The organism is Streptomyces sp. WAC04114 (assembly GCF_019733245.1).
In the GTDB taxonomy this organism is placed as follows: Bacteria; Actinomycetota; Actinomycetes; order Streptomycetales; family Streptomycetaceae; genus Streptomyces; species Streptomyces massasporeus_A.
Map to the genome: position 1 here is coordinate 1 of NZ_JAIGQA010000091.1, position 23,158 is coordinate 23,158.

Consider the following 23,158-nt stretch of genomic DNA (forward strand, 5'->3'; position numbering starts at 1 on the left):
CCCCACCGCCCTCCGCGCCTCCCCCTTCCGCGAGCCGCACGAACTCCTTGAGGGTGAAGCATCGCCGCATCGCCGCATCGCCGCCGGCGCGAGACGCACGGCCGCCTCCCGGTGCTCGCGCGCGAGTCCGAGGATCAGCGGAGCTCCAGCCATGAGCTGTGCGGTGAGTGGGCGAGAGCCAAACCCGGAGCCGTCACCGCCCAGCTCCTCCAGGATCGCCCGGGTGGTGTCCTCCATGGGGGAACGGTGCCACGCCTCCGTTCCGGCGCTCTCCGGTCGCAGGGCCGAGCCTGGCGGCAGCCTCGCCGCCAGCAGGCGCTCGGCGAGCACCGAGCGGTGCACGTTGCCCGTGCAGACGAACAGGATCCGAGTCGTTGTCCGTCCATGCGAGGCGTGACCTGGCATTGATCATGGAGGTGGCGGCCGGAGTGACTCCCGAACTCCCCTCACAGCGACATCTGCGGGCATCGAGTGGGAGCCGCTTCGGGGGCCGGGGTGCCGGTGTCGCGGCGCTGTCAGCGCGGTGCGGTGGTGAGGACGGTTACGAAGTCGACGAGCATGGGGCTGCCGGGCCGGGTCCTTGCGGTGGGGGTGTGGTGGCCGGCGAGAACGTCGGGGAAGCTGCCGCCGATGGCGAGGTTGAGCAGGATGAAGTGGCCGTGGCTGGTGGCGGCCTTCCAGGCGGCCGGGTCCACCTGCGTTGAGCTGACGGTGTGGAAGAGTCTGCCGTCGACGTACCAGCGCAGGTACTCGGTGGGGCTGCTGCGGTCCCATTCCAGGGTGTAGGTGTGGAAGTTGCCGGGGCACGGTGAGGTGGTGCAGGCGGTGTCGGCGGCCAGGCCCGTGCTTTCATTGCAGGGCTGACCGCCTGGTGTGCCGCAGTGCAGGGCGCCCCAGACGCGGTTGAGGCCGTTGGCGTTCTCCATGATGTCGAACTCGCCGGCCTCCGGTACGGGGATGCCCTGGCGGTAGGGGGCTCCCAGTGTCCAGAAGGCGGCCCAGTATCCCTCGGCGGCGGGCCCGGTCACTGATGGCAGTTGGATGCGGGCTTCGATGCGTTGTTTGCCGCCCTCCGGTGGCTGGAAGTCGCTGCGGCGGGTCTCGATGCGGCCGGAGGTCCACCGGCCGGCACGGTCGCGCAGTGGTGTGATGCGCAGGCGGCCCTGGCCGTCCAGGCGGAGGTTGGCGGGGTCGTCGGTGTAGGTCTGGACTTCGCCGGTGCCCCAGTGCGGTGGTCCGCCGGGGTACTGGGTGCCTTGGTCGATGATCCACCGGCTGCCGTCGGGAAGGCTGCCGGCGCGGCCGGTGAAGTCGTCGGCCCACGCCACACGCCATCCCTGCGGAGGTGCGGGCAGCGCGCTGGTGGGCGCTGCCCCGCTGCCGAGGGAGAACACGGCCAGCGCGGCCGTGAGGGTCAGACATGCGCGGCGGCCGCGCAACCGGAATCTCATCCAGGCCCCTTCTTCTACGGCCGGCACACGGGCGTGTGCCGAATTTGCCCATATTTGTGCGTGGATGACTTTAGGGAACGTGGCGCCGAAGTGTCGGGTGTGCCAGGCCTCGGCGCGTCGTTGCGCTGCCGGGGCCACCTTCGCCCACGTAGATGCCGACTACCCTGACCGGCCCCCTATCGCGCAGCCGACAACGTCCAACTCGTCCGGGGCCCGGTGAACTTGCTCTCCGGTGCCGTCGAGTTCACCCCGCAATCCGGTCTCCGGAACTCACAGTGATGCGGCCTTTCCCGGTGACGAACAGCGGCTGTACCCGAACCTCACCGACCGGGCAGTCACGTTGCACCCGAGCCCGGCCTGCACGGGCGAACCCTTGGGCGCACCCGCGTCAGGGCAGAGCCAGGTGCTGTCCCTCCTGTGTGGATTTCTCCTACCCCGATGGAGAGCCTGCTTCAGAAGTTCTCGGTGGCGGCATGCGATCCCAGGACGAGCAAGATCAGCACGTGGGCGGCGGCGCAACGGAATCAGATGCTGAGCAGATCGCCCGGCTTCGCGAAGAGAACGAGCAGCTCAAGCAGACGATGGACAGTCGGCCTGCTGTGCGGCGCATGATGGTGGCCGTGACGGGTAAGGAGCTACGGCCTTCATGGACGTCACCGGCCTCAACTTCTTCTTCGCTTCTGCGCCGCACGACAGCGCCCCGGGCAGCGGACGACGGTGAAGGGACTGAGCCGCCAGCCGCTGCCCGGGGGCGAGTATCGGAGCGGGAGCATCACTTGTTGGAGGCCGTGCTCGGTGCTGCCGTGCCGCTGGGTGTCGCGGTTCCGACCAGCGCCCAGGCTGCGACTGGGGCGTTTCTGAACACGCACGCCTAGTCGATGCTGACCGTCACCGTAACCAACCCGGCCGACGCCTCCTGCATCCCGACGACGGCGAACGGCACAGTCACCAACAACACCAGCAGCAATGTCACGCTGTATCCCAGCCCCGCCTGCCCGGGAGAACCGCTGGGCACGCTGCCGCCGAAGGGCACGGCGAGCCTGGCCTTCGCCAGCGCCCTCTTCACTGCGCCGTGACCCGCTGTCTGGTCTCCCGCGGTCGGGAGCTCACAGTGAGGCGGCTTGCCGCCTGTGTGGCCGCCGCTGGCGTTCTCGGTAGCTGCAACACCCGCCACCGCCCACGCGGCGACCGGCCAGTTCCGCTACACGCACGCCTACACGAAGCTGCAGATCGTGCTTACTGAATCGCCCAGCGGTACGTGCATTCCGATAACGTACAAGGGGTGCCCCCGCAATGTGACCGACCGGGTGGCCACGCTTTATCGGAGCCCCGCTTGCCAGGGAGAACCGCTGGGAACTCTGTCTGCAGGACAGAGCCAGGCGTTGGCCTTCGCCAGCGTCGTCTTTTCGAGTCAGTGAGCCTCTTTCAGCCTCTGTAGTCGCAGGTAAGTAGGGTGTGGACGGCCTGGACGATGGTGCCGATGCGGCGGGTGGAGCATCGCGCTCGCCGGAGCAGTCGCCAGGTCTTCAGTTGCGCGAAGGCGCGTTCGCCCGGAGCTCTCAGCCGGGCGTGGTGCCGGTTGAACTGCTGGTAGTGCTCGGGCTGTTCGCGGTGGTGGTAGTAGGGGGTGCGGAAGGTGGCGCCGGCGCCCTGGTAGGCGCGGTCGGCCAGGACGAGGATCTGCCGGGTGAGGCACGCCTGGACGATGCCGTGGGCGCGGGCGGACGTCAGGTCGTGGGTGCGGCCGGGCCTCGCGCGGGAGAACCACAGTGGGGTGCCGTCCGGGGTGGCGATGACCTGCACATTCATGCCGTGCTTGCGGTGCTTTTGCGAGTAGTACGGCTCGTCCGCGCGGATCCGGTCGGTGGGGATAGGGGTGCCGTCGACGATGACGTGGTCGCCCTCGCCGAGGCCGGTGAGGGCTTCGTGGAGTCCGGGCGCCCAGGAGGCCAGAACGTCCAGAGTCTCGTCCACGTACCGCCAGGCGGTGGCCTGGGATATCCCGAAACTCGCTCCGAGCTGCGAGAACGTCTCGTTCCTACGCAGATGGACGAGTGTGAGCAGTGCTTGCTTGAAGCAATCGAGCTTGCGCCAGCGGGTGTTGCGTTCCAAGTGGCGCATCGCGCTGCGGGAGCTGAACGAGGTCTGGGCGGGCATGGAGCGAACATCAACCCTCCCGGACCTGGCCGAGTACGCGGCGCTTCGCCGGGGCACCCCGGCCGGAGCGAACGAGATCCGCGCGCTCCTCACCGGATCCACAGCACTACTGCTCGCCTTCCACGTCACCGAGGGGCCTGTGGTCACCTTCGGTGTCACCGGCGCGGACCGCGAATTGCGGGTAGTCCGCAACCCGTACGCAGGCCGGATGGCACGGACACCAGCCCCCCACCCGGGCCAGACTCCGCGCACGCCGAAGGAACTGACGAGCCGGTTCCTGGCCGACGCCCACGAAGACTTCGCGAGCCTCTTGGCCCCCGTGCTCCGCTGGAGCGAACCGGCCGACATTATCTGCCTGGTCCCGCACGGCCCACTGCACCAGGTGCCACTCGGCGCCCTGGACATCGACCTCGGAGACGGCACCGTCGGCCCCCTGATCACCCGCAACCCGGTGGTCTACCTGCCCAGCGCCTCGACGCTCCGACATGTCCGAGCGCGCACGAGGCCGCGAAAAGAGACCCGGCGCGCCAGAGCCATCGTCGTGGCGGACACGATGACCGCCGCACCCGTTGTGCACGGCCGCCTGCAAGCGGCCGATCTGGCCGCCCGGTTCGGCGCCTGTGTGCTCAGCGGAGCGGAAGTCACAATGGAGCGGGTCCTGGCCGCCCTCGACGAACAGGGCCGCATGGACTTGCTGCATCTGGCCTGTCACGGATTCTTTGACTCCGAAGAGCCCCTCAGGTCTGGAGTTCATCTGGCGGGAGACGACCTGCTTACCGCAGCGGACATCCTCGAACTACGCCTGGATGCCGACCTGGTGGCACTCGCGGCCTGCGACAGCGGGCTCGGCGGGCACCGCCCCGGCGACGAACTCATTGGCCTCACCCGCTCGCTGCTCTACGCCGGAGCGGCGTCGGTGCTGGTCACCCTCTGGAAGGTGGAAGAAATCTCGACCATGCTCCTGCTGCGCGAGTTCTACGCCCGGTGGGAGGCCGGCGCGTCGAAGGCCGAATCGCTTCGCCAGGCTCAGCTTTCAGTCTCGGCCGTCCACCCGGACCAGCTGATCTCCTACCACCAAGAGATCAGCGCTGACCTCAGCGCGGCCGACGTCGGTACGAGACGACAGCTGGACCGCGGATTCGCCGACGCGCTGCTCAAGGCCCGCCGGTTCGCCGAAGCGAACACGGCCTACGAGGAGCTGCTCGCCAGCGCCGCGTCGGACTCGCCGGAGTCCCTGGAGCTCACTGCCCTGCTCGCACGCTCCCGCCGGGCGAGCAGAGCCACGCCGGCGTCGACTGCATACCGGCCTTACGCCGATCCGTACTACTGGGCGGGGTTCACGCTGGTGGGCAGCTGGGAGTGACCTCAGTAACTCAAGGCTGTCGCTGCCGCCCGCACTTTCGATGACCTGGCGCTTGTCTTCGACGAACTGGTCACCGTCGAGCCGTCGCTCGCTGAGGACCACCGCGCGACGCGACCGTCCCACACATGACCACTGCTCAGCGCGAGACCCTTGCCGAGCTACTCGCCCGTGTGCACCCGGGACACCTCTGGATCTCGGACCTGTAGCCGCCGCTTGGGACATCGGTACAGCCGTTGGCGCTGAGACCGATCATGGTGCGATCGGGACGAGCGTGCTGACGCGGTTCTCGTCCTCGCGGCGGGCCTAGGAGTTGTCGTCAAATGTCACGCCCACATCAGCAGGGATGCGAGGGTGACGGCCGCTTGGTAGGACTCGGCGGTCTTGTCGTAGCGGGTAGCGATGCCGCGCCACTGCTTCAGCCGGTTGAAGCAGCGTTCCACCATGTTGCGTCGCTTGTAGGTCTGCTGGTCGAAGGCCGGGGGCCGGCCGCCCCGGCTGCCGCGCTTCAGGCGGTTGCGGACCTGGTCGGCTCGCTCGGGGATCGTGTGAGCGATGCCCCGTCGGCGCAACCAGGTGCGGATCGCTCCCGAGCTGTAGCCCTTGTCACCGATGACATGAGACGGCCTGGTCCGGGGCCTGCCCGAGCCGACGCGGGGCACTCGGATCGCTTCCATCACCGTCGTGAACTGGGTGCAGTCATTGGTGTTGCCGCCCGTGACCACGAAGGCGAGCGGCCAGCCGAAGGCATCGCAGGCCAGATGAATCTTGCTGGTCATGCCGCCTCGCGAACGTCCGAGTGCCCGGCGCCCCCTTTGCGGGCTCCGGCGGCGTGGTAGTGGGCCCGCACGATCGTGGAGTCGACCGACACCAGCCAGTCGATGTCTCCCGCTGCATCCGCCGGGGCCTGTGCCGCCTGGAGCATCCGCTCGAACATGCCGTCCTTGGCCCACCGGCGGAACCGGGTATGCAGCGTGGCCCACGGTCCGTACCGCTCGGGCACATCCCGCCAGGCCACCCCGGTACGGAATTTCCACACGATCCCGTTGAGCACCGTCCGGTCGTCCGACCGCTTGCGACCACGCAACGACTCGGGCAACAGCGGCCGGACGAACTCCCACTCAGCATCGGACAGTTCATGGCGACGTATCACCCGACCATGATCCACCATGCAAGATCATTTGACGACAGACCCTAGCGGAGATGTACTTCTGGACACACGTGCTCACGGCCTGGGCGTGTATGACCTGCTGGAGCTGGTGCTCGACCGGGGGCTTGGTGATCGACGCGTTCGTGTGGGTCTCCCTATCGAGAGCTTCTACTGCCGGCCCGGCATCGAAGGCGCCCACGAGAAGGGCACCGTCGAGGGGCAGATCGGCTACTTCCGCCGCAACCACTTCGTGCCGATGCTGGAGGTCGCTGGCGGAGCTGATTGAGCTGGTCGAGCAGTGGGACCGGCACGACGGGCTGCACCGGATAGGGTCCAGGGCACGGCCCCGCGGGCGAGACCCGCCCGCTCAGATCCGGTAGCCGCTGCCGCTGTGAGATACCACGGCATGCCCAGGGTTCACGCCGATGACGTGTTCACAGCCGTACAGGGGATAGGTGACCGTGCGACGAGTGCCGCTCTGATCGGCGATGCGGATCCGGTCGTTCCCGCTTTCGTACCCGAGCAGAACGCAGGAGTGACCAACCGGGGGCACCCTCCGGTGATCACGCACCCCCACGTAGCTGTCACGATCGGCCCAGAGCTGAAGCAGCGCTCCCGGAGCGAGACCAGGCGGCCACCCCGACTCCGATTCGACCAAGTCGCTCTCACGGGCCAGGCCGGCGTAGATCAACGCTCCCGGCGCTCCTAGGCCCCGCAGACTTGCCGGGAGCGCCGTCCACCGACTCCACGACAGCAGGCTTCCCCACAGAGCGTAGAACTCCATGGACGTCACCTCCTGACCATCACCGTTCAGCATCAGGGGGACCGAGACGTCGAAGCCGGGCAGGGAGGTGAGTTCGGCACCCGCCAGCTTCGCCGCGTCGGCAAAGTAGGTGATGGAGGCGTCATAGCAGGCGCAGTTCGGGGCGTTGGTCCGCGCAGCTATGGCCTGCACGATGCCCGCCCCGATGTCCACCGGCCCCTCCGGATTCCCCCGCAGATAGGTGTGCCCCCTGTCCGGTATGGATCCTCCGAGCGAATCAGGGTGCGGTTCCGTGCGCACGGGAATGATTCCAGCCCGGTATTGACTCACCTCGTGGTGCCGCCCTGCCGCACCACCCGCGGCCCCGGCCTGATCAGGCTGCCCGCCTTGAACGAGCCGCTCGTCCAGTTGCCGGCCGTAATTGAGGCGCCCTCCTTCCGCAGTGAGGCTGTTCGGTGTGTTCGCTCCGCCCCACCGGGGATCGGGGGCGCCGCCACCGGCCTGTTGCTTTGCGCGCTGCGCCGCCTCCTGCTGGGCCCTGATCTCGGCCGTCTTCGATGCGAAGTCGGTGGCGGTCTTCATGTTCTGCCCGGCCTGTTTTCCTGCCTCGGTGGCACCCGCCATGGTCTGCTCGAGGAAATCCCGTACCAACTGCTGAGTGCCCGACAGGCCGCTCATGTCGCGGAACATCGCGCCGTTGGCGAGCGCCTGGAGGACGGCCGTCATGCCCGTCGAGTCGGGCAGCGCAGGGGCGTTCTGGATGTTCACGACGCGGGAGCCGAGCGGCTTTGCGCCATCGGGTTCCGGCTGGGCGCGCGAGGCTGCCTGGAGGTCGGCGATGTCGATGGCGGTGAACGGAATAGGCGAGTCCTGCCAGTTCCAGAAGCGCGTGAGGTCGATCCTTTCGGCGGAGTTGGAGCGCCCGAGGACCGCCTCGGCGAACACGCCGCCACTGGGCAGAGGTACGAGGTTCGTGCGCTGGTCGCCGACCCGCAGTGCCTTGTCCGCCAGGAACTTCTTCCACCCCGGCGCGGCCGTGGCATCGGCCGGCATACGCAGCACCAGGTAGTTTCCGGACACCGCCAGCGGCGCCTGGTCGACGAGCTCGGCGAGGCTCCGGCGTGCGGCGCTGCTGCCTTCGCCCTCGCCGAGTGTGTAGCCGTCGAGGAGACGCGCGAGGTGCGTGGCATCGAGGTTGCGCCAGATGAGCTGCGAGTAGTAGAGCGCGTTGTCCTCCAGATGCCGGACGAGCTGCTCCTTGCCATATGTGCGCTGGACACGAAGGAGTGGCCGGTCCGCTCCCGCCGGTACGTCGACCGCGAAGTGCAGGGAGCCGCCGCCGCTGTATTCGACGCTGTCGACCACCTTCTGGTCCGGGTTTCGGCGGTGCATGATGCTCACGCGCAGCTTCAGCTGCCCGTGCCAGCCCTCCTGGCCCGACTTCCTGCGCAACGTGAGGCTGGCCAGGTTCGACATGGCGCTCGCCAACGGGACCTCTGCCGTGTAATTGCCGTCCGTGTCCGGCCCCGACAGAGCTCCCGTGAAGTCCATACCGCCGACGTAATGCAGGGTGCAGCCGGTGAAGACATCGGTGATCTTGGGGGTGCCGCCCGCCACTCCTTCGATCACCAGGTCGGCCAGGTCCATCCCGTCGGGCAGCGCGAGCGCGGCGGCGGTGAGGTCGCCGCTGACGCCCGACTTGGCGAGATGCTCTCGGAGCTCGGCGGTGGCCTGCCAGTCGCCGGTGCGGTCGGGCGCGGTGAGCAGCGTCGCGTCAGTGTCCGCGTAGGCCAGCGCTCGCACCGCCGGGACCAGGCCATGCGCGGCGATCAGGGCCCGATGGCGCAAGGCGGCGTCGGTGCCGCGGAAGCGAATCGTGCGCATGGGCAGGAACAGGCAGCGTTCCACCCGCGCGAGCTCAACCACCGTCCGGTACAGCTGGACGACCTCGTAGTACTGCACGGTCAGAGCGTGCATATGGTTGAAGTTCGCCACCGCCCGAGTGCTCAGACGCTCGCTCTCCTGCTGGCTGACCTCGCGCACCACCGTCGCCCACCGGCTGCGGGCGCTACTCGCGGCCTGATGCGTTGTGTCGTCGATCTTCTGGCTCATCTCGGCATGGATGTTGCGTCGGCCCTTGGAGGTGGAGTAGCTCATAGCTCCGGAGGCGCCGAGGCCGAAGGAGCCGGTGACGCCCGCGGCGATGTTCAGCGGGAAGCCCGTGGCCTTGCCGAGGTCGACGGCCCCGCCGGCACCGGAGCCGGTCTGCGAGCTGACACCAGCGCCGCCGCCCACGGAGAAGCCGGACTGCGATTCGGTGGCGACCGCGTCCACCACCTCCTTGAGCGCGCGACCGTGGGTGAGGTGCGCCTGCATGTTTTCCTGTTCCGAGACGGCCTCGCTGATTCGGGCGCTAGTGCGCCGGGACCAGTCCACCATGGCGATCCGCGTGGTTTCGCCCGGAGCCAATGCGAGCGAGTGCAGCAGGTGGCCGAGAGTGAGGCCCTGGGTGTACCAGGACTGGGAGTAGGTGAGGACGGCGCCAATCGCGGGCCTGGTGAAGCCCTGGACGTCCTCTTGGAGCAGGTCGATTGGGCCTGCCGATTCCAGCGGCTTGCGGGTGTCGGGCGGCTTGGCCATCTGCCCGGCCGGGTCGAGCAACTCCTCCAGCAGCAGCACCTGATACTGCACCCGCTCGGTGGGGTACCGGCCCGTTGACGGCAGCAGATCGGTGGCGACCGGCTCCGGCTGCACGCCGGGATCCGCCTGCGCGCCGAACGCGGCGGAGAGGATTGCACGAGCCGCGTGATAGGGCGGCCACAGACCCAGGTCCCGTATGGTCGACACACTCAGCGCCGCCGCCAACTGCGCACCAGTCGCGTCATCGACGGCGCGCAGCGCCGAGATCGGCTGGACGGCCAGGTCGGGGAGTTCCGTCCCAGCGTGGGGCTCGTCCACCAGGTCGAGCGGCAGATGTCCAAAGCGGACGTCCACATGGGGGGTTGCACCGCTGTGTCCGGCGAGGCGGTTGCCGCCGCCTGTGGTGTCGGCCACTAGACCGGCCGCATGGAAGGTGGCGCTGGCGGCGAGGTCGAAGACACTTTCGATGTGGATGAGGGCGAGTGCCTTCGCGGCCTGGACGCTTACGCCCAGCAGCACGGTCACGGGTTGGCTCAGGACCTCCTGCGGGCTCTTGGCGGCGCCCGGCGCGGTGAGCAGGTGCTGATAGGAGCTGTTCATCGGGTGCCTCCGGGGCGAGTGCGACGTGCGGCAGGGCCCGTTGTCACGGAGCGGGCGAGGTCCGGCGGGACGCGCCGTCGGGAGCGCGCCGGACATGGGTGGTGGGGCCAAGACGCTTGCGGAAGCGCGCCGACCACGTGGTGGGGAGCGGAGGAGACGCTGTCGGGCGACTCGGTGCGGAGGCTTGGTGATCAGGCAGCGAGGTCGCGTCGTCGTGCGACGCGGGGTCCGAGAACGCTTCGATCGCTTCGGCGCAGCCCGGTGCCGGGCCCTGGGGCGAGCTGAACGCGTGCCGGGTCAGTGAGGGGTGCCGACCGGGCAGCAGGCGAGAGATCTTCTCAACCTTCCCGCCGCCCCTGCGGCCGCACGCTCCTGCTCTGTGGCAGCCTCGTACTGCTGATCGGAGTCCACAGCTTCGCTCATGATGCTCCGCCCCCTTGTCGGCCTGAGTCAGCCAACCCCCGGAGTTCCATTCAACTCCCCGCAGCGGGCTATGGATAGGGGGCGAACGCCCCCTCCCAGCCCCCAGATGTGCACCGAGGACCGGCCGGTCGGCAGCCGGGAGCCGCTGAACGCCACGCTGGTGCAGTGGATGCGACTGTCAGCGCCGAGAGCTCAGCACGTTCGTCGAACAGGAGCCTCCCCTATTCGGAGCATGAGGCAGTCGGCTACACGGGTCGTCGGCAGGTGGCAGGATTCCCACCAGGCTCTATGTCAGCTCTGGGGCAGTGTTGGTGTGCACGTGACAGGCCACGGGCTCGTACCGCGGGGAGTTGCTCCGGCGTGGAATGGCTTCCACCGACCACTGCAAGCCGCGGTATATGTGGATGCTGACGGCATGCGGCTGTGAGCGGAGGCTCTGGCGGAAGTCCGTCACGACGTGGTCGGCGCCTCCTTTCACCGACTTGAGGACGTGGGCAGGCAGCCGTCGGACGACGCTTTCGACCGTGCAGTAACTGCAGGCGTTCGGCACTCGCCGTCGCACGGTGCGCAGTCGGGGGGAGTGGCCCGAGCCCTGGGCGATCAGCCCGATGGGGCCTTGGCTGGCGGCGAGGATCGTCAGCTCGCGGAGGTGACGCGCCCGCAGGACCCGTGCGACCTCGCGTGCCAAGCGCGCTTCGCTCTGCCTCAGGACCACATACCTCGACCGCAGACGCCAGTCCTCGGGAAACAACTGTCTGATGGCCAGGCCAAGGAATAGCAACAACAAAGGAATTCCCGTGATGAGAAATGCAGCGAGCATGCCGCCCCCTCCCCTCCCAGAGCTCTTCCAGTATGCGGCACCCTGGGCTAGCGACGAGGGCCCACTGGGACGGGCTGTCCGACGGCACGGGCCGCCGCACCACCACCCAGGTCCCCGAACCCACCTTTTGAGAAGGACCGTTGTCCTTCTACGACAACATCGCCGGCACCGGCTGTCGGCGTAGAGGCGAAGATGGCCCTGGCAAGATTTCCGTGAAGCTGGGGTGTGCCACCGTGCGCCGATGACGCTCCGTCACGGAAAGCGGCGTCGGAGCATTGCCATGAGGAGGACGCGGTGCCAGCCGGCCGGTGTCGCCGTACGGCGCCGGCAGCACCGGCACGCCGAGGCGCGCGGCGAGTTCACGGGCAGGTCTCGTCGCCGAGCGTCCGCAGCACCTTGGGGCGAGGCCCGACCCAGGTGAGTCCGGCGCCGATGCAGCTCTGCGCGAAGTCGGCGTTCTCGGCCAGCAGCCCGTGGCCGGGGTGGACAGCGGCGCAGCCAACACGTACCACCGCTCCGACCATGGCTGCCGCGTCCAGGAAGGCCCCCGACCCCTCGCCGTCGAGCACCACGACCTCGTCGGCCATGCGGGCGTGCAGCGTGTCCGCCTCGTCGCGGGAGCGCAGCGCCACAATCGGCAGGTCCAGCTCGCGGGCTGCGCGGATCACCCGTACCGCGGTCAATTGAATGCGGTACGAATGAATCGTCAATTGACACCTCCGGGGCAGATGCAAGTCAAACGGCGGGCATGCCCCAGGTGATCCCATTCTCGGCCAGGGTGACGATCCACGCGCGGAGCCCCTTGTGTTCGGCAATGGCGCAAATTCGGCTTCAGCACGGCTTCACATCCCGACATGCTCTGGGTGCCCAAGCGCCAGCTCCGATCACCGGTCGAGCAGGCGTCGGCCATGGCGGTATGGGAGGAGTCTGCGCGGACTGAGGCTATGGAATGCAGCAGGGACATTCGGGTGTCGCGCCAGGGTGGGCCGCACCGAACGTTCGGCGCTTGCGGCCACACCCTTTCCCCGGTACTCCGCCGGAGCCGGTTATCAGGTCCCGGCCGCGGTCGGCAGACCGCAAAAGGTATCGCTCCTTCGAGCGAACACGGCATTTTCGGCCGGGAAGCACTGCGCACAGTTGCGAGATCGACATTCAACGCCTTATTTCAGGAGCAGGTCATGAAGAGAACGCACCATCGCACCGGGGCACTTCTGGCCACGGTGTGCGGTTTCACTCTGTGCCTCCCTGGCGTGGCCCACGCGGCCGACGCACCGACGCCACATCTTTTCGCCACGACGCTGGTGAACAAGACCGGCACCACGATCACGGTCACCGCCGGAGTCGGCCGGGGCAACACGATCAGCGTCTGGCAGTCGGGCAGCAACATCAGAATCAGAGACACCGGAGACACGGTCGCACCGTCCGGCGACTGCACCGCCATCAGCACGACCGAAGTCGCCTGCAGGGCCGCCGACACGACCGAACTGGTGGTCAACGCCGGAGACCAGGACGACACCGTCACCTCCTCACTGGCGGCCCTCGGCGTCACCCTCATCGGCGGAGCCGGCAACGACAACCTCTACGGCGGAGCCGCCAACGACACCCTCGAAGGCGACGAGGGATCCGACTTCCTTTCCGGCGGCGCAGGAAACGACACCCTGACCGGTGGAGCCGAGGCGGACAGGATCTTCGGCGGCTCCGGCAACGACTCCATCGAAGGACGTGGCGGCTCGGACATCGTGGACGGCGGTGCCGACAACGACGTGATCTACGGCGGCAGCGGCAACGAGCGCATCGTCGCCGGCGCCGGCAACGACTACGCCGAGGGCGGCAACGGCCGGGACACCATCGACACCGTGGACAACGTCAGCGGCAACGACTACGTCGAAGGCGGCGCTGACGTGGACGAATGCCGCGCCGACTTGGGCGACAACGTCAGCGGATGCCCCTGACCAGCGTGAGTGAGCAGCATGCCAGTACCCGTACACGGCGAGACAACACGAAAGGCGGGCACCGATGAGAACACGAGGTATCTGCACCACGGTGGTGGCCCTCGGCGCACTCACCTGCGCTCCGCTGACCCCCGCTTCCGCCGCGCCCGGTGCGGCCCCCGGCGGAAGCCTGGCGGACACCACGGTCGTGCAGGAGGTGGGCGACACCCTGAGCGTCACGGCCGCCCAGGGGGTGGCGAATGACATCACCATCCGGCGTCAGGGCAACGTTGTCGTGGTGACGGACGCGGGGGACACCATGTCCGCCGTTGCCCCGTGTCAGTCGACGGGGACGCACACGGCGGAGTGTCCGCTGCCCGTCACGTCTATACGGGTCAACGCCAACGACTCCGATGACAGCGTCAGCATCTCCCCGAACCTGGAAGCCGCCGGAACGGTGATCGGCGGTGCGGGTGACGACCGCCTCAACGGCGGTCCCCGGGCGGACCGGCTCGTCGGCGACGACCCGGATGCCACTGGCCTGCGGGCGACGCCGGGCAACGACACCATCAACGGCGGCCCCGGCAACGACACGATCTCCGGGCTGGCCGGCAACGACACCATCTACGGCAATGCCGGCAACGACACCCTTAACGGCGACGACGGCAACGACACACTCGAGGGTGCCCAGGGCAACGACACCCTCACAGGGGGCCGCGGCAACGACACGCACATCGGCGGCGAGGGCAGCGACACCCTCAGCGCCGTGGACAACGTGATCGCCAACGACGGCCTCGACGGCGGCCTCGGTTTCGACACCTGCAACCGCGACACCGGCGACACGGCCGTCAACTGCCCCTGATCAACCACTCGTTTCCTCACTAATGCGCTGCTCAATCGGGTGGAGGCGTCGCCGGACAGCCGTAGCGGCTGTCCGGCGGCAGGATGACAGCCGGTGATGAACGACTGCTCTGCAGTTTCGTTCGGATCAGTCGGTCGTTGGTCCAGGCGTGCCGTTGACAGATGCGCGGTGGCGGCCGATCCGCTGGGCGAGCCACCGCTCGAACGGCAGGAGGCGCCGGTCGAGGTGCGGCAGGACACCGCTGTCCATGAAGAGCCGCCTGATCTGGCTCCGCAACCCACAGGTTCCGACTCTTCTGCGGCCAAGCCGTCACGCCAGAGCAGCCCACCATCTCCGCGTGCACATTCCGCCACGCGACACCCGTCCGCAGCGCGTTCATGACGCCGGCGAGTGCCGCCCGGTCCGGAACGCGCAGCCGCCCGGGATGCCGATGGCGTCGGCCGGGAGGGCTGGGAGCGGGGGGCCACCCGCTCCCGCAGATCGTCAGGACTCCGGACACCTACCGACCAAGATCGTCGAGCACAAGACCGGCAGCTTAGGGGACTTCTGCCGGGCACGGAGCCAGGCTGCAGGTGAGCAGTCCGTCGGCCAAGAGTGTCGCCACCATGCGAGTGCTGCGGGCTGAGCTCGGTATTGACCTGACGAGCGCCAAGGCCGTGCTGCGCCGCGTGGTGAAGGGTGAGTGCTCAGGAACGCTTCCGGAGATGGAACGCGTGGCCGCAAGCTGAGGGAGTCCGGCGTCACTGCTGTAGCAACGCGCCCTTAAGGCCAGGGAGCTGCAGCAGGCCCGTCCAGACCGCCACGCCTCGGTCGTGCCCGAAGGCAACCGCTAGCTGCGCCGCGGTCACCGTGACGGGCGCAGACCTCCTGGCCCACCCGGGCCGGCCTGGCACCGCCCGGATCGCGAAAGTCGCTGACTTCACCGCTGCGGAGGGACCGTTTTCCCGCTGGCGCGACCACCTCGCCCTGTGGACCGCGTCCCGCCGCCCGGATCCTTGCCGCCCAACCAATGCGTCATCGACCTGCGGGCACCGGAACACCGAGCATGTGTTTCTCGCGATCGTGCAGGACGTCGAGGCCGTTCCCACGCAGGTTCTCTCGGAGATCGTGCCCCCGAACCGGGTGATCCAGGCGCTGGAAACCCAGATGCGGGCCCCCGAGTACCTAGGAGACACCCAGCCGACTGCAGACAGTGAGCCTCCGGGCTCTGTCTAGAGCAGGGCGAAGGCGTAGGGCCTACGCGACGCGTAAAATGCCTCCGCCTTCGCGATCGAGCCTCCTCCAAGAGCGAGCGGGCCGCAGGGGGGCGCAGACGACCGTTTGCGGCCCCTGCGGCTGGCCGTGGCCGTCATCCGACCTCTGCGACGCCCGTGGCCGCGAGGATTCCGATGACGATGAGGAAGACACCGACGATCAACGGGCCCAGCCGCACCGTGGATTCGCCCGCGGCGGCGTTGGCCCGCCCGAAGGCTCCTTGCCGGACTGTGGCGGCCCGGGCGAACTTCCGGCTGTAGAGCACGAGGGCGATGCCGGCGAGGATGCCGAACGCGGCGACGAAGATTCTCATCGAGGCCTCCAAGGTCTCGCGGGGAGAGCGTGTGTCCGCCCCTTGGGGGCCGGACACACGCTCCATGGTCAACGGACACACATCAGAACTGGATCTGTAGTCCTCTGCTGCACGTGGGGGTCGAGGCGTAGGTTCCGAGGCCACCCCCGACGCTGGCCGTGGGGGACCCACCTGGACTGCCGCCGATCTGCCCACCCACGGAGCCGTAGCCGGCGGCGCAGTTGCCGTAGGCCGACGGTCCGGAGTCCGCTCCGCCGGTCGATCCCTCAAGGCCGCCGCCCACACCGGGAAGCCCCACGCCGATCTTCACGAAGGGGCCGCTGTTGCCGGAGTCGTCCTGGGAGTATCCACCGCCCAGGCAGACCCAGAAGCAGACTTCACCGCCCGCCTGCCAGCTCCACAGGCCTTGCGGGTCGATGCGGTTGACGGGGTCGCCCTCGGCGTAGAGGTAGGGGTTTTCCTCCTGGCCGGAGGGGTCGGGCTGGGTGAAGCGGCCGATGTTGGCGTCGTAGTACCGGGCCTGGAAGTGGTACAGGCCGGTGGGGTCCTGGTAGCCGCCGGCGAAGCGGTAGGGCTGGGCGACCGGTTCGGACGACTGGGCCAGGATGCGCACGCCGCGGGGGCTGTAGGCGTAGGTGTTGACCTTGTTGCCGTCGCCGTCCGCCAGGGCGACCACGCTGCCGATGGCGTCCGTGAGGTAGTAGTACGTCTTGCCCCCGGTCGTCATGGAGTTCAACGTGTCCCCGGGTTCGCGGTTGAAGCCCATGTCCACACCGGCGGTTGTCTTCGCCGACAGACCCAGCGGGCCGTTGTGGAAATAGGTATCGCCGAGCTTGATGCGCTCGCTCTGGTCGGTCGAGCCGTACTGTCCCGCGTACGCCTTGCCGCCTACCGTGATCGACGACATTTGGGAGTGGTCGGTCCACTTCTCGCCGGTGCGGGTGTAGTCGTCGGTGGAGGCGCCGACCGTCTCGTTGCCGATCGAGTCATACGTCCAGGGGCCGCTCGTGGTGGACTTGGCGGTGAGCTGCTGGGCGTCGTTGTAGGTGTAGGTGGTGCCGCGCGGGCAGCCCTGGTCGGTTCCTTGCGAGGTGAGGTTGCCGGCCAGGTCGTAGCAGTACTGCCAGGAGTCGGTGACCGTTCCGGACTTCTCCTCCTTGGCGTAGGAGAAGCGGCCCGCTCCGTCGTAGGAGTACGTGCGCTTGGTGGTGCGGACGTTGTCCGTCAGGGTGCGGATCTTGGAGCCGTCTGTGCCGGCGTTCGTGCCATAGCCGTAGGTGTACGCGAGGTCGACGAGGGTGCCTTGCGGGGAGGTCGCCTTGGTGGTCTTGGGGCGGCTGGAGTTGTCGAGGTCGACCTTGTGTACCGTGCCGCCGGGGTAGGTGGTCGTGGTGCGGACATCGTTGTTGTTGTGGCCGCGCAGGTGGTGAAGAGGACCAGGGTGGTCAGGCCGTTCCCAGCGCGATGCCGAGGTGAGTTCCGGTGTTGAAGAGGCCGGAAGCCGATCCTGCGTGCCGGTGGGCGACCTTGCCGAGGGCCAGGTCGGCGAGCGGAGCGCCGATCACGCCGAGAACGAAGCCTCGAAGGTGTGCGTGAACCCCGAGTCGCCGGGCACAAGGACTATCGCACCGAGGGCCCGGCCTTCCCAGCCGGTCGGGATCTACCAACCAAGGGACGAACTCATGCCGTTGTGAAGCTTAAACGCACACGTGCTTGAGCCGGAATCAATGATGGGGTTTTGAGATGATTATTCTTGGACTTATTCTGCTGCTTATTGGCCTGCTCGTCGGCATGGGCCTGCTGACGACGATCGGTGGCATCCTCATTCTGGTTGGCGCCATCCTGTGGATCCTGGGTGCGACGGGTCGCGCGGTCGGTGGACGTAAGCACTTCTTCTAAAGGCAAGTCGTGCCTTTGCAGTAAAGGCAGAGTGGCGGGTGAAACACCAACGATGGGCGGGATCGCCGGTTGGGTTAACCGGCGATCCCAATGCTATTGATCAGCAACTCATGGAGTTCACCCGTCGATGGCACATCTTTCGGCCGCCGAAGCGATGTCCTGGAGGCGTCGCAGGTGCGGATCTACTCGGTCGTGGGGGCGGGATTCCTCATCGCCGCTGACGTGGTGTGCACCTGCGCCCATGTCGTGGCCCGGGGCGTTCGGATGCCGGATAGCGAGGAGCGGGCGCGCGACCAGCCGGTGGATCTCGACTTCCCGCTGTTGGAGGGCCGTCCCCGGGCCCGGGCGTCCGTGGTGTCCTGGCGGCACGGCGGGGCGGACGTCGCGCTGCTGCGCCTGGACGCGCCCGTGACGGGGGCCCGCCCGGCGTCGCTCGTCGACGGCACCGGCGTGTGGGGGCACACCTTCCGAGTGCAGGGCTACCCGGTCGGCGCCGACCACGGCAAGTAGGCCTCGGGCACCCTGCGGGCCGGACAGAGCCTGGGCTGGACCCAGATGGAGGCGCACGAGCCGGGGCCGGTGATCGCCGAGGGGTTCAGCGGAGCCCCGGTCTGGGACGACGCCCAGGACGGTGTCCTCGGCATGACGGTCGCGGCGGACCGGCGCGACCGGACCGCATATCTACTGCCCTCGGCCGACCTCGTCGACGAGCGGACCGTGCCGCCGCGCTGCCCGTACCGCGGACTCGCCCCCTTCACGGAAGACGACGCCGAATTCTTCCACGGCCGGGACGAGGACACAGCCCGGGTGCGCGCCGCCGTGCGCGGACGGCCGGTGACGCTGGTGGCAGGACCGTCAGGGTGCGGGAAGTCCTCCCTGGTACGGGCAGGTGTGCTGCCCGGGTTACGGGACGACGGCATGAGCGTGACCGAGCTGCGGCCGGTGCCGGGGGTACGGGCGTCCGCGGTGGTCGCCCGGGCGCTGACCGGCGTCCTGGAGCCGCGGCTCGGCGAGGTCGACCGGCTCGTCAAGGCGCAGGAGCTGGCCGGACTGCTGGAGACCGGCGACGACGTGCCCGCCGAGGTGCGCGCCAGGGTCCTCGCACACGCGGGAAGCGCCGGGCACGTCCTCTTCGTCGACCAGCTGGAGGAGTACGCGGGTGCCGAACCGGAGGCCGCCCGTGACCTGTTGGGTCTGCTCGCCGCCCTGGCGGGCAGACAGGACGGTGCGGTGCTGCGGGTGGTCGCCACCGCGCGGCCCGATTCCCTCGACACGCTGGTGACGACCGGCACCTCCGACCTGCTCAGCGACGCCCGGTACCGTTCCTGAGTCTCTATGAGCTCTTGGAGCCGGCCCTGGAGGAGTTCGTCCCATTCCTTCTTCGCCAGCCACCTCATGCAGGCGTTTAGCACGTGCTTAACGGTGATCCCCGGCCGCGGTGGCCACAGCATCAGCGGTCCCCCCGCGTACGAGCAAACGTCATCGCTCGCAGTAGAGCCCGAGCTTCCGCTCCCAGGCCGCTGAACCGCTGCGTGATCTCCTCATAGCTTCCCCCCTTCTCGACCTCCGCGGCGATCGCTGCGTGAAATCCGGTCGAGGTGACCTCCAAACCGAACACGTCGTAGGTCAGCTCACCGACGCTCTCGCCGTAGGTCTCAAGGCTTGGGCGGTGAGCGGTGAGCTCGTCACCGTGACGGATCATCTTCCACACACAAGACGCGGGCACCTCTTGCAGGACGACGGGGGAGTGAGTCGCAACCACCGCCATGCCGTTGCGGTCGGCCAGCAGCGTAGACAATGCGCTGGTCAAGGCAGCAAGCAGCGGCGGATGCAGGTGCGTTTCCGGTTCGTCGATCAGCACCAGGGTGCGTTCGCTGACCACCTCGATCAGGCGAGTCATCATCAGGAGCACCACTGCGTGGCCAGAGCTCAGACTGTCGAAGACCTCGCCCACCCGCGCCTCGAACTTGCGGCTACTGCCCTCCCTCATCATGGCGTCCAGCACCATCAAGTGATCGTCGAGGAAGCCGCTCGCGGCGTAGTTCAGCGTTTCAATGGCCTCGCGCCAGCGCATGCCTCTCGAACCGATTCTGACAGTGGCGAAACTGTCGACGAACTCCTTCCGCCTCTCATCTCTCGTCTTGAGCCGCTCCTCTTCGTGGTGATACAAGCCGATGTACTGAAATGACAGTGCACTGGGGGGCATCGGCCCGTAGGGCCGATCAAAGGGGCTGAACGACACGACGACACAGCCGTTGAAGCTGTTGTCATCGTCGCCATCGCTCTCCACCGTGATGCGACCCGCCATCGCGTCGACAGCGATGCGATGCAGCAGCGTCGACTTTCCGGCACCGTTGCGGCCGATCAACGCATGAAGATTCGTGGGAGGGCGACTCCCCGGCTCGGCGTCGAAGGTGAACTCATGCGCTGGCAAGAGACCTTCCCCACCGAGGGTGTACGTCCAGCGGAAGGGAACGACACGCGCACGCAAACCGTGGGCAATGCGATTCGCATTAAACAGCTGATCTTCGCTGCGGCCACGGAGCACCGACTTATTGAACACCTCGAGGGACCTAAGTGACCGAACATCCGTATCCCAGCCAAAAGCGACATCGTGCAAGGCTATGAGGACTTCACGGCCCATACCTGGGGGCAACTCCAGCAGTGCCACGTAGTAGTCGTCCTCGTGACCAAGACTGAAGAAACCGCGCTCCAAAGAGGTGAAGCGTCCTGGCAAGATCTCTGCCGTGCTGACGAGTCCATCTCGACTCATCGAGACATGCGCGATCCGGAGGTAGCCGATGCGCCGCCTGGTCATGTCGGCCAGACGGATGTGGAGATCAAACGTGGTCACGTACCCGTGATCGTTCCAGCCGTCTTTGATCAAGTAGGCACCGGCGCGATGGGGTAGCGCTTCCTGGTACTCCAGCAACGTGAACTGCACGGCAACGCTCCCCTCCTAGGACTGTTGGTCCGCCGGTAGCATGCCTCAGCTCGCTCAGAGACGGCGAACTGCCCCCGCGCGCCTCGACAAACGCGTCGACGGAGGAGAGCTGCGCTGGTCGCGGTGCACGATCGAGTCCGTCAGCGTGCGGGTGGCAAGGGGCCCACCGACCGGACCGAATCCGACCGACCCGTGGTCAGCGGATCGAGAGTCCACCTGATGACGGACCAGAACGCGCTGGAACAGGCACCTGTTGCGCCCGCGCTGCAAAACGCGGCAACCGCGCATGTTGTTGGACTGTTCTGGGCTACTGTGTTGGTGGCCGTTCTGCGGCCGTGCCGGGGTGCCGCTCCCGGTCTTGGCGGCACCGGGAAGGCAGAACTGCGGCCAGGCGCCGCACCGGTGAGCTCTTCTCTCTCGCAGTGGTGTGTCCTTCTCCTCGATGCGCGTAGCCGGGCAGTGCGCAAAGGAGTCCCCCCATGCATCCCTCCCGCACACCGAGGCGTCTGTCCACGCTGGCCGAGATGCGCTCCCACGCGACCGGGGAGCCGCGTCAACTCGCCCTTGCCGAACTCACCCACTCCTCCACCGTGGTAGTGCCTCCCCCCAGCAGCGCCTCGCAGGAGATGTGGGAAGCGCTGGTCCTGACGGCACTGATGGACCACTACGGGGCCCACCGCCCCGCAAAGACCGGCGGCCCCTACGGGATCCGCCGCATCACCCCGCGCGCGGCCGACCTTGTGGTGCACGTGGAACGTGGCGAGCTCGGACGGTGGGCCCAGGCCCTGGTTCCCGTCCGGCGGGCGGACGGCTCTTGGACCGGGGGCTGCCGCAACCCACCAACCGCTGGACCACGGCCCCTGGCAGCGGGCCACTCCAACCACGACCACCGACGAGCTCACCGACCTGCTCCCACGTGCACGGTGGACCGCTCGCCTCCCACTGGCTGACGGACCCGTCCCGCTGCAACTGCGCGTGGACCAGGGCCGTCGAGGAGGATTCCGCTACTCGGTCCACCCGGGTCCTGAAGGAGTGCCACCGCACATCCACCACGCGACCCCCGCGATACGCTCCGGCACCGCACCCTCGCTCACCGCCGCGCTGGCACTGGCCGAACACGCCGGCGGCGAGGTGGCAGCCGGTGCCCGCTATGCCCGCAGCAGCGACCGCCGCCTACCCATCCCCCGCCCAGTCCCCTGCGACGCCGAACCGCACCCCACCGACCTCATCGCCGCCGCCGCGCCGCGCCACGCCGTGCTCGACCTGTACGAGGTGGTCGCGGCTCTGAGAAACCTGGCCGAGTACTGCAGCACATCCTCCTACGACAGCCCGGCCCAGGGGCACTGGCAGGGGAAACACGGAGAGGAACCCGGCACCCTGAGCGCGATGATCGGCGACGACCGAGTCCTGGCCGCCACCCACATCGGCGAACCCGCCAACACCGCGCCGCTGAACTCCCCGGCCTACCGCCGTCACCTCGCCGCACATCAGATCGCCATCGACCCTTCGCGGAGACGTATCTGGTGGCAGCGGACGCCCTACCCGGCCCCACCAGCCTGGCCCGGCGCCACCAAGCAGGCCTCGCGGCACTTAGGGCGCGTGACTCCCGCGAACTGCGCAGGACAGACCCCAGGCGTGAACCAGAAGGCGAAGACATCGCTGAGATCATCCGGCTGCTTCCCGCCGAGCTCGACCGCATCCAGGACTTCTTCGACGACTGGCTGCAACAGCGTGAGGGCACGCCCGGCCGCTGAGCCCCAAACATGCGGGTGGCCGTCGTCGGCACGTGCGAGCCGTCGGCCCCGAGCGGGAACGAGCCATTCCTCTGGCATGCGAAGGCCCGCCCACCAGCGAGTGAACCTTCGTCACGGTCCAGTCACTGCAACCTTGTTGAGCACTCACGTGAGCGCATGATGCACCCCACACAACAGCACCACAAGGGGGGACGATGACCCACATGCCACCACCCACGCCCGTCCAACCGCCGGCCCAGCCCGGTCTCAGGGGCAAGAAGCTTGTTGCCCTCATCGCCGGCGTAGCGAGCGTCGCCTTCGCCGCCGGAGGCGCCACCACGCTGCTCCTGCAGGATGCCGGGCGAGGCGACAGCAAGCAGTCCGTCGCCAAGGCCGCGGCCAGCGCCACACCAGCCCCGAATCTCAGCACCCCGCCCAACAAAACGCGCCCGGAACTGAAGCTCGGCGACACCGCAGACATCGACGCGGAAGGCAAGCTCAGGGCCGCCGCCCTCACCTACAAGGAGCACGGCATTCCCGACCTGGTGAACCTGCTGAATGCCGACCAGAAGTGGGCCGCCCTCGAAGTCAAGGTCTGCAACGAGGGCCCAGACAGCGTCACCATGACTCCCTTCGTGTGGTCACTCGCCTACCCGGACGGCGCCCGCGTGGAAGCCACCCACATGACCGGCAACGAGCTGCCCCAACCGCTGTATCCGGTGGAAGCGAAGGTCAAAGTCGGTGACTGCGTGCGGGGCCACGTTCTCTTCCAGGCTCCCAAGGAGGGACGCCCCGAGCGAGTGCTGTACTCGCCTGACTCACTGGACGAGCCCGTGGAGTGGCAGTTCAGGAAGTAGC

At 68.0% G+C, this 23,158-nt stretch carries 20 protein-coding genes and 3 pseudogenes; 11 read left to right on the plus strand and 12 right to left on the minus strand.

What is annotated here, in order from left to right; all coding sequences use genetic code 11:
- Together K4G64_RS22570 and K4G64_RS22575 are read right to left on the minus strand one after the other, a co-directional pair.
- Positions 1 to 405 (minus strand): annotated as a pseudogene (locus K4G64_RS22570) (hypothetical protein); the annotation flags it as partial.
- Positions 406 to 515: 110 nt separating this feature from the next.
- The gene (locus K4G64_RS22575; RefSeq protein ID WP_221757839.1) at positions 516 to 1,451 is read right to left on the minus strand and encodes a glycoside hydrolase family 16 protein; all 936 of its coding nucleotides are present in this window, start codon (positions 1,449 to 1,451) and stop codon (positions 516 to 518) included.
- A gap of 878 nt (positions 1,452 to 2,329) precedes the next feature.
- Between K4G64_RS22575 and K4G64_RS22580 the strand changes: the two genes are divergently transcribed.
- Positions 2,330 to 2,527 (plus strand): hypothetical protein, encoded by a 198-nt coding sequence (locus K4G64_RS22580; protein WP_221757840.1) that lies wholly within the window; start codon positions 2,330 to 2,332, stop codon positions 2,525 to 2,527.
- 349 nt (positions 2,528 to 2,876) lie between these two features.
- Here the strand turns inward: K4G64_RS22580 and K4G64_RS22585 are convergent, their stop codons facing one another.
- Positions 2,877 to 3,608 (minus strand): transposase family protein, encoded by a 732-nt coding sequence (locus tag K4G64_RS22585; RefSeq protein ID WP_374206434.1) that lies wholly within the window; start codon positions 3,606 to 3,608, stop codon positions 2,877 to 2,879.
- Between K4G64_RS22585 and K4G64_RS22590 the strand changes: the two genes are divergently transcribed.
- Positions 3,523 to 4,971: a CHAT domain-containing protein gene (locus K4G64_RS22590; protein ID WP_221757841.1), complete on the plus strand. Its 1,449-nt coding sequence runs from the start codon at positions 3,523 to 3,525 to the stop codon at positions 4,969 to 4,971. The two genes, K4G64_RS22585 and K4G64_RS22590, sit on opposite strands and share 86 nt — an antisense overlap.
- A gap of 323 nt (positions 4,972 to 5,294) precedes the next feature.
- Here the strand turns inward: K4G64_RS22590 and K4G64_RS22595 are convergent.
- Positions 5,295 to 6,118, minus strand: a pseudogene (locus tag K4G64_RS22595) (IS5 family transposase).
- 88 nt (positions 6,119 to 6,206) lie between these two features.
- Here K4G64_RS22595 and K4G64_RS22600 point away from each other — a divergent pair.
- Complete coding sequence (locus K4G64_RS22600; protein ID WP_221757842.1) at positions 6,207 to 6,404, plus strand: hypothetical protein; 198 nt, start codon at positions 6,207 to 6,209, stop codon at positions 6,402 to 6,404.
- 81 nt (positions 6,405 to 6,485) lie between these two features.
- Here the strand turns inward: K4G64_RS22600 and K4G64_RS22605 are convergent, their stop codons facing one another.
- From K4G64_RS22605 to K4G64_RS22615, 3 genes are all read right to left on the minus strand, one after another.
- Positions 6,486 to 10,121 (minus strand): hypothetical protein, encoded by a 3,636-nt coding sequence (locus tag K4G64_RS22605; RefSeq protein WP_221757843.1) that lies wholly within the window; start codon positions 10,119 to 10,121, stop codon positions 6,486 to 6,488.
- Between the two features lie 709 nt (positions 10,122 to 10,830).
- Positions 10,831 to 11,364, minus strand: a complete 534-nt coding sequence (locus K4G64_RS22610; RefSeq protein WP_221757844.1) for a hypothetical protein — start codon at positions 11,362 to 11,364, stop codon at positions 10,831 to 10,833.
- Positions 11,365 to 11,723: 359 nt separating this feature from the next.
- On the minus strand, positions 11,724 to 12,074 hold the full coding sequence (locus tag K4G64_RS22615) for a biotin carboxylase N-terminal domain-containing protein (RefSeq protein ID WP_221757845.1): 351 nt from the start codon (positions 12,072 to 12,074) through the stop codon (positions 11,724 to 11,726).
- Between the two features lie 468 nt (positions 12,075 to 12,542).
- Between K4G64_RS22615 and K4G64_RS22620 the strand changes: the two genes are divergently transcribed.
- Together K4G64_RS22620 and K4G64_RS41115 are read left to right on the plus strand one after the other, a co-directional pair.
- Positions 12,543 to 13,316: a calcium-binding protein gene (locus K4G64_RS22620; RefSeq protein WP_221757846.1), complete on the plus strand. Its 774-nt coding sequence runs from the start codon at positions 12,543 to 12,545 to the stop codon at positions 13,314 to 13,316.
- A gap of 64 nt (positions 13,317 to 13,380) precedes the next feature.
- On the plus strand, positions 13,381 to 14,157 hold the full coding sequence (locus K4G64_RS41115; RefSeq protein WP_221757847.1) for a calcium-binding protein: 777 nt from the start codon (positions 13,381 to 13,383) through the stop codon (positions 14,155 to 14,157).
- Positions 14,158 to 14,283: 126 nt separating this feature from the next.
- On the opposite strand, the gene K4G64_RS40385 is transcribed toward K4G64_RS41115, so the two are convergent.
- Complete coding sequence (locus K4G64_RS40385; protein ID WP_260460815.1) at positions 14,284 to 14,406, minus strand: hypothetical protein; 123 nt, start codon at positions 14,404 to 14,406, stop codon at positions 14,284 to 14,286.
- 52 nt (positions 14,407 to 14,458) lie between these two features.
- Positions 14,459 to 14,642, minus strand: a pseudogene (locus tag K4G64_RS40390) (IS5/IS1182 family transposase); the annotation flags it as partial.
- 87 nt (positions 14,643 to 14,729) lie between these two features.
- Here K4G64_RS40390 and K4G64_RS22630 point away from each other — a divergent pair.
- Positions 14,730 to 14,885: a hypothetical protein gene (locus tag K4G64_RS22630; RefSeq protein WP_221757848.1), complete on the plus strand. Its 156-nt coding sequence runs from the start codon at positions 14,730 to 14,732 to the stop codon at positions 14,883 to 14,885.
- Between the two features lie 620 nt (positions 14,886 to 15,505).
- On the opposite strand, the gene K4G64_RS22635 is transcribed toward K4G64_RS22630, so the two are convergent.
- Positions 15,506 to 15,724 (minus strand): hypothetical protein, encoded by a 219-nt coding sequence (locus K4G64_RS22635; protein ID WP_221757849.1) that lies wholly within the window; start codon positions 15,722 to 15,724, stop codon positions 15,506 to 15,508.
- Positions 15,725 to 15,806: 82 nt separating this feature from the next.
- On the minus strand, positions 15,807 to 16,631 hold the full coding sequence (locus K4G64_RS41475) for an RHS repeat-associated core domain-containing protein (protein ID WP_374206435.1): 825 nt from the start codon (positions 16,629 to 16,631) through the stop codon (positions 15,807 to 15,809).
- 836 nt (positions 16,632 to 17,467) lie between these two features.
- On the opposite strand from K4G64_RS41475, the gene K4G64_RS22645 reads away from it, so the two are divergent.
- From K4G64_RS22645 to K4G64_RS22655, 3 genes are all read left to right on the plus strand, one after another.
- Positions 17,468 to 17,623, plus strand: coding sequence for a hypothetical protein (locus K4G64_RS22645; RefSeq protein ID WP_189594521.1), 156 nt, complete (start codon positions 17,468 to 17,470; stop codon positions 17,621 to 17,623).
- Positions 17,624 to 17,797: 174 nt separating this feature from the next.
- Positions 17,798 to 18,133: a trypsin-like peptidase domain-containing protein gene (locus K4G64_RS22650; protein WP_221757850.1), complete on the plus strand. Its 336-nt coding sequence runs from the start codon at positions 17,798 to 17,800 to the stop codon at positions 18,131 to 18,133.
- A gap of 45 nt (positions 18,134 to 18,178) precedes the next feature.
- Positions 18,179 to 18,952, plus strand: coding sequence for an ATP-binding protein (locus K4G64_RS22655; RefSeq protein WP_221757851.1), 774 nt, complete (start codon positions 18,179 to 18,181; stop codon positions 18,950 to 18,952).
- 121 nt (positions 18,953 to 19,073) lie between these two features.
- Here the strand turns inward: K4G64_RS22655 and K4G64_RS22660 are convergent, their stop codons facing one another.
- The gene (locus K4G64_RS22660; RefSeq protein WP_221757852.1) at positions 19,074 to 20,567 is read right to left on the minus strand and encodes an AAA family ATPase; all 1,494 of its coding nucleotides are present in this window, start codon (positions 20,565 to 20,567) and stop codon (positions 19,074 to 19,076) included.
- A gap of 1,523 nt (positions 20,568 to 22,090) precedes the next feature.
- Between K4G64_RS22660 and K4G64_RS22665 the strand changes: the two genes are divergently transcribed.
- Together K4G64_RS22665 and K4G64_RS22670 are read left to right on the plus strand one after the other, a co-directional pair.
- Positions 22,091 to 22,321 carry a hypothetical protein gene (locus tag K4G64_RS22665; protein WP_221757853.1) on the plus strand — a complete coding sequence of 77 codons (231 nt, stop codon included), beginning with the start codon at positions 22,091 to 22,093 and terminating at the stop codon, positions 22,319 to 22,321.
- Between the two features lie 203 nt (positions 22,322 to 22,524).
- Positions 22,525 to 23,157, plus strand: coding sequence for a hypothetical protein (locus K4G64_RS22670; protein ID WP_221757854.1), 633 nt, complete (start codon positions 22,525 to 22,527; stop codon positions 23,155 to 23,157).
- Position 23,158 lies beyond the last annotated feature (1 nt).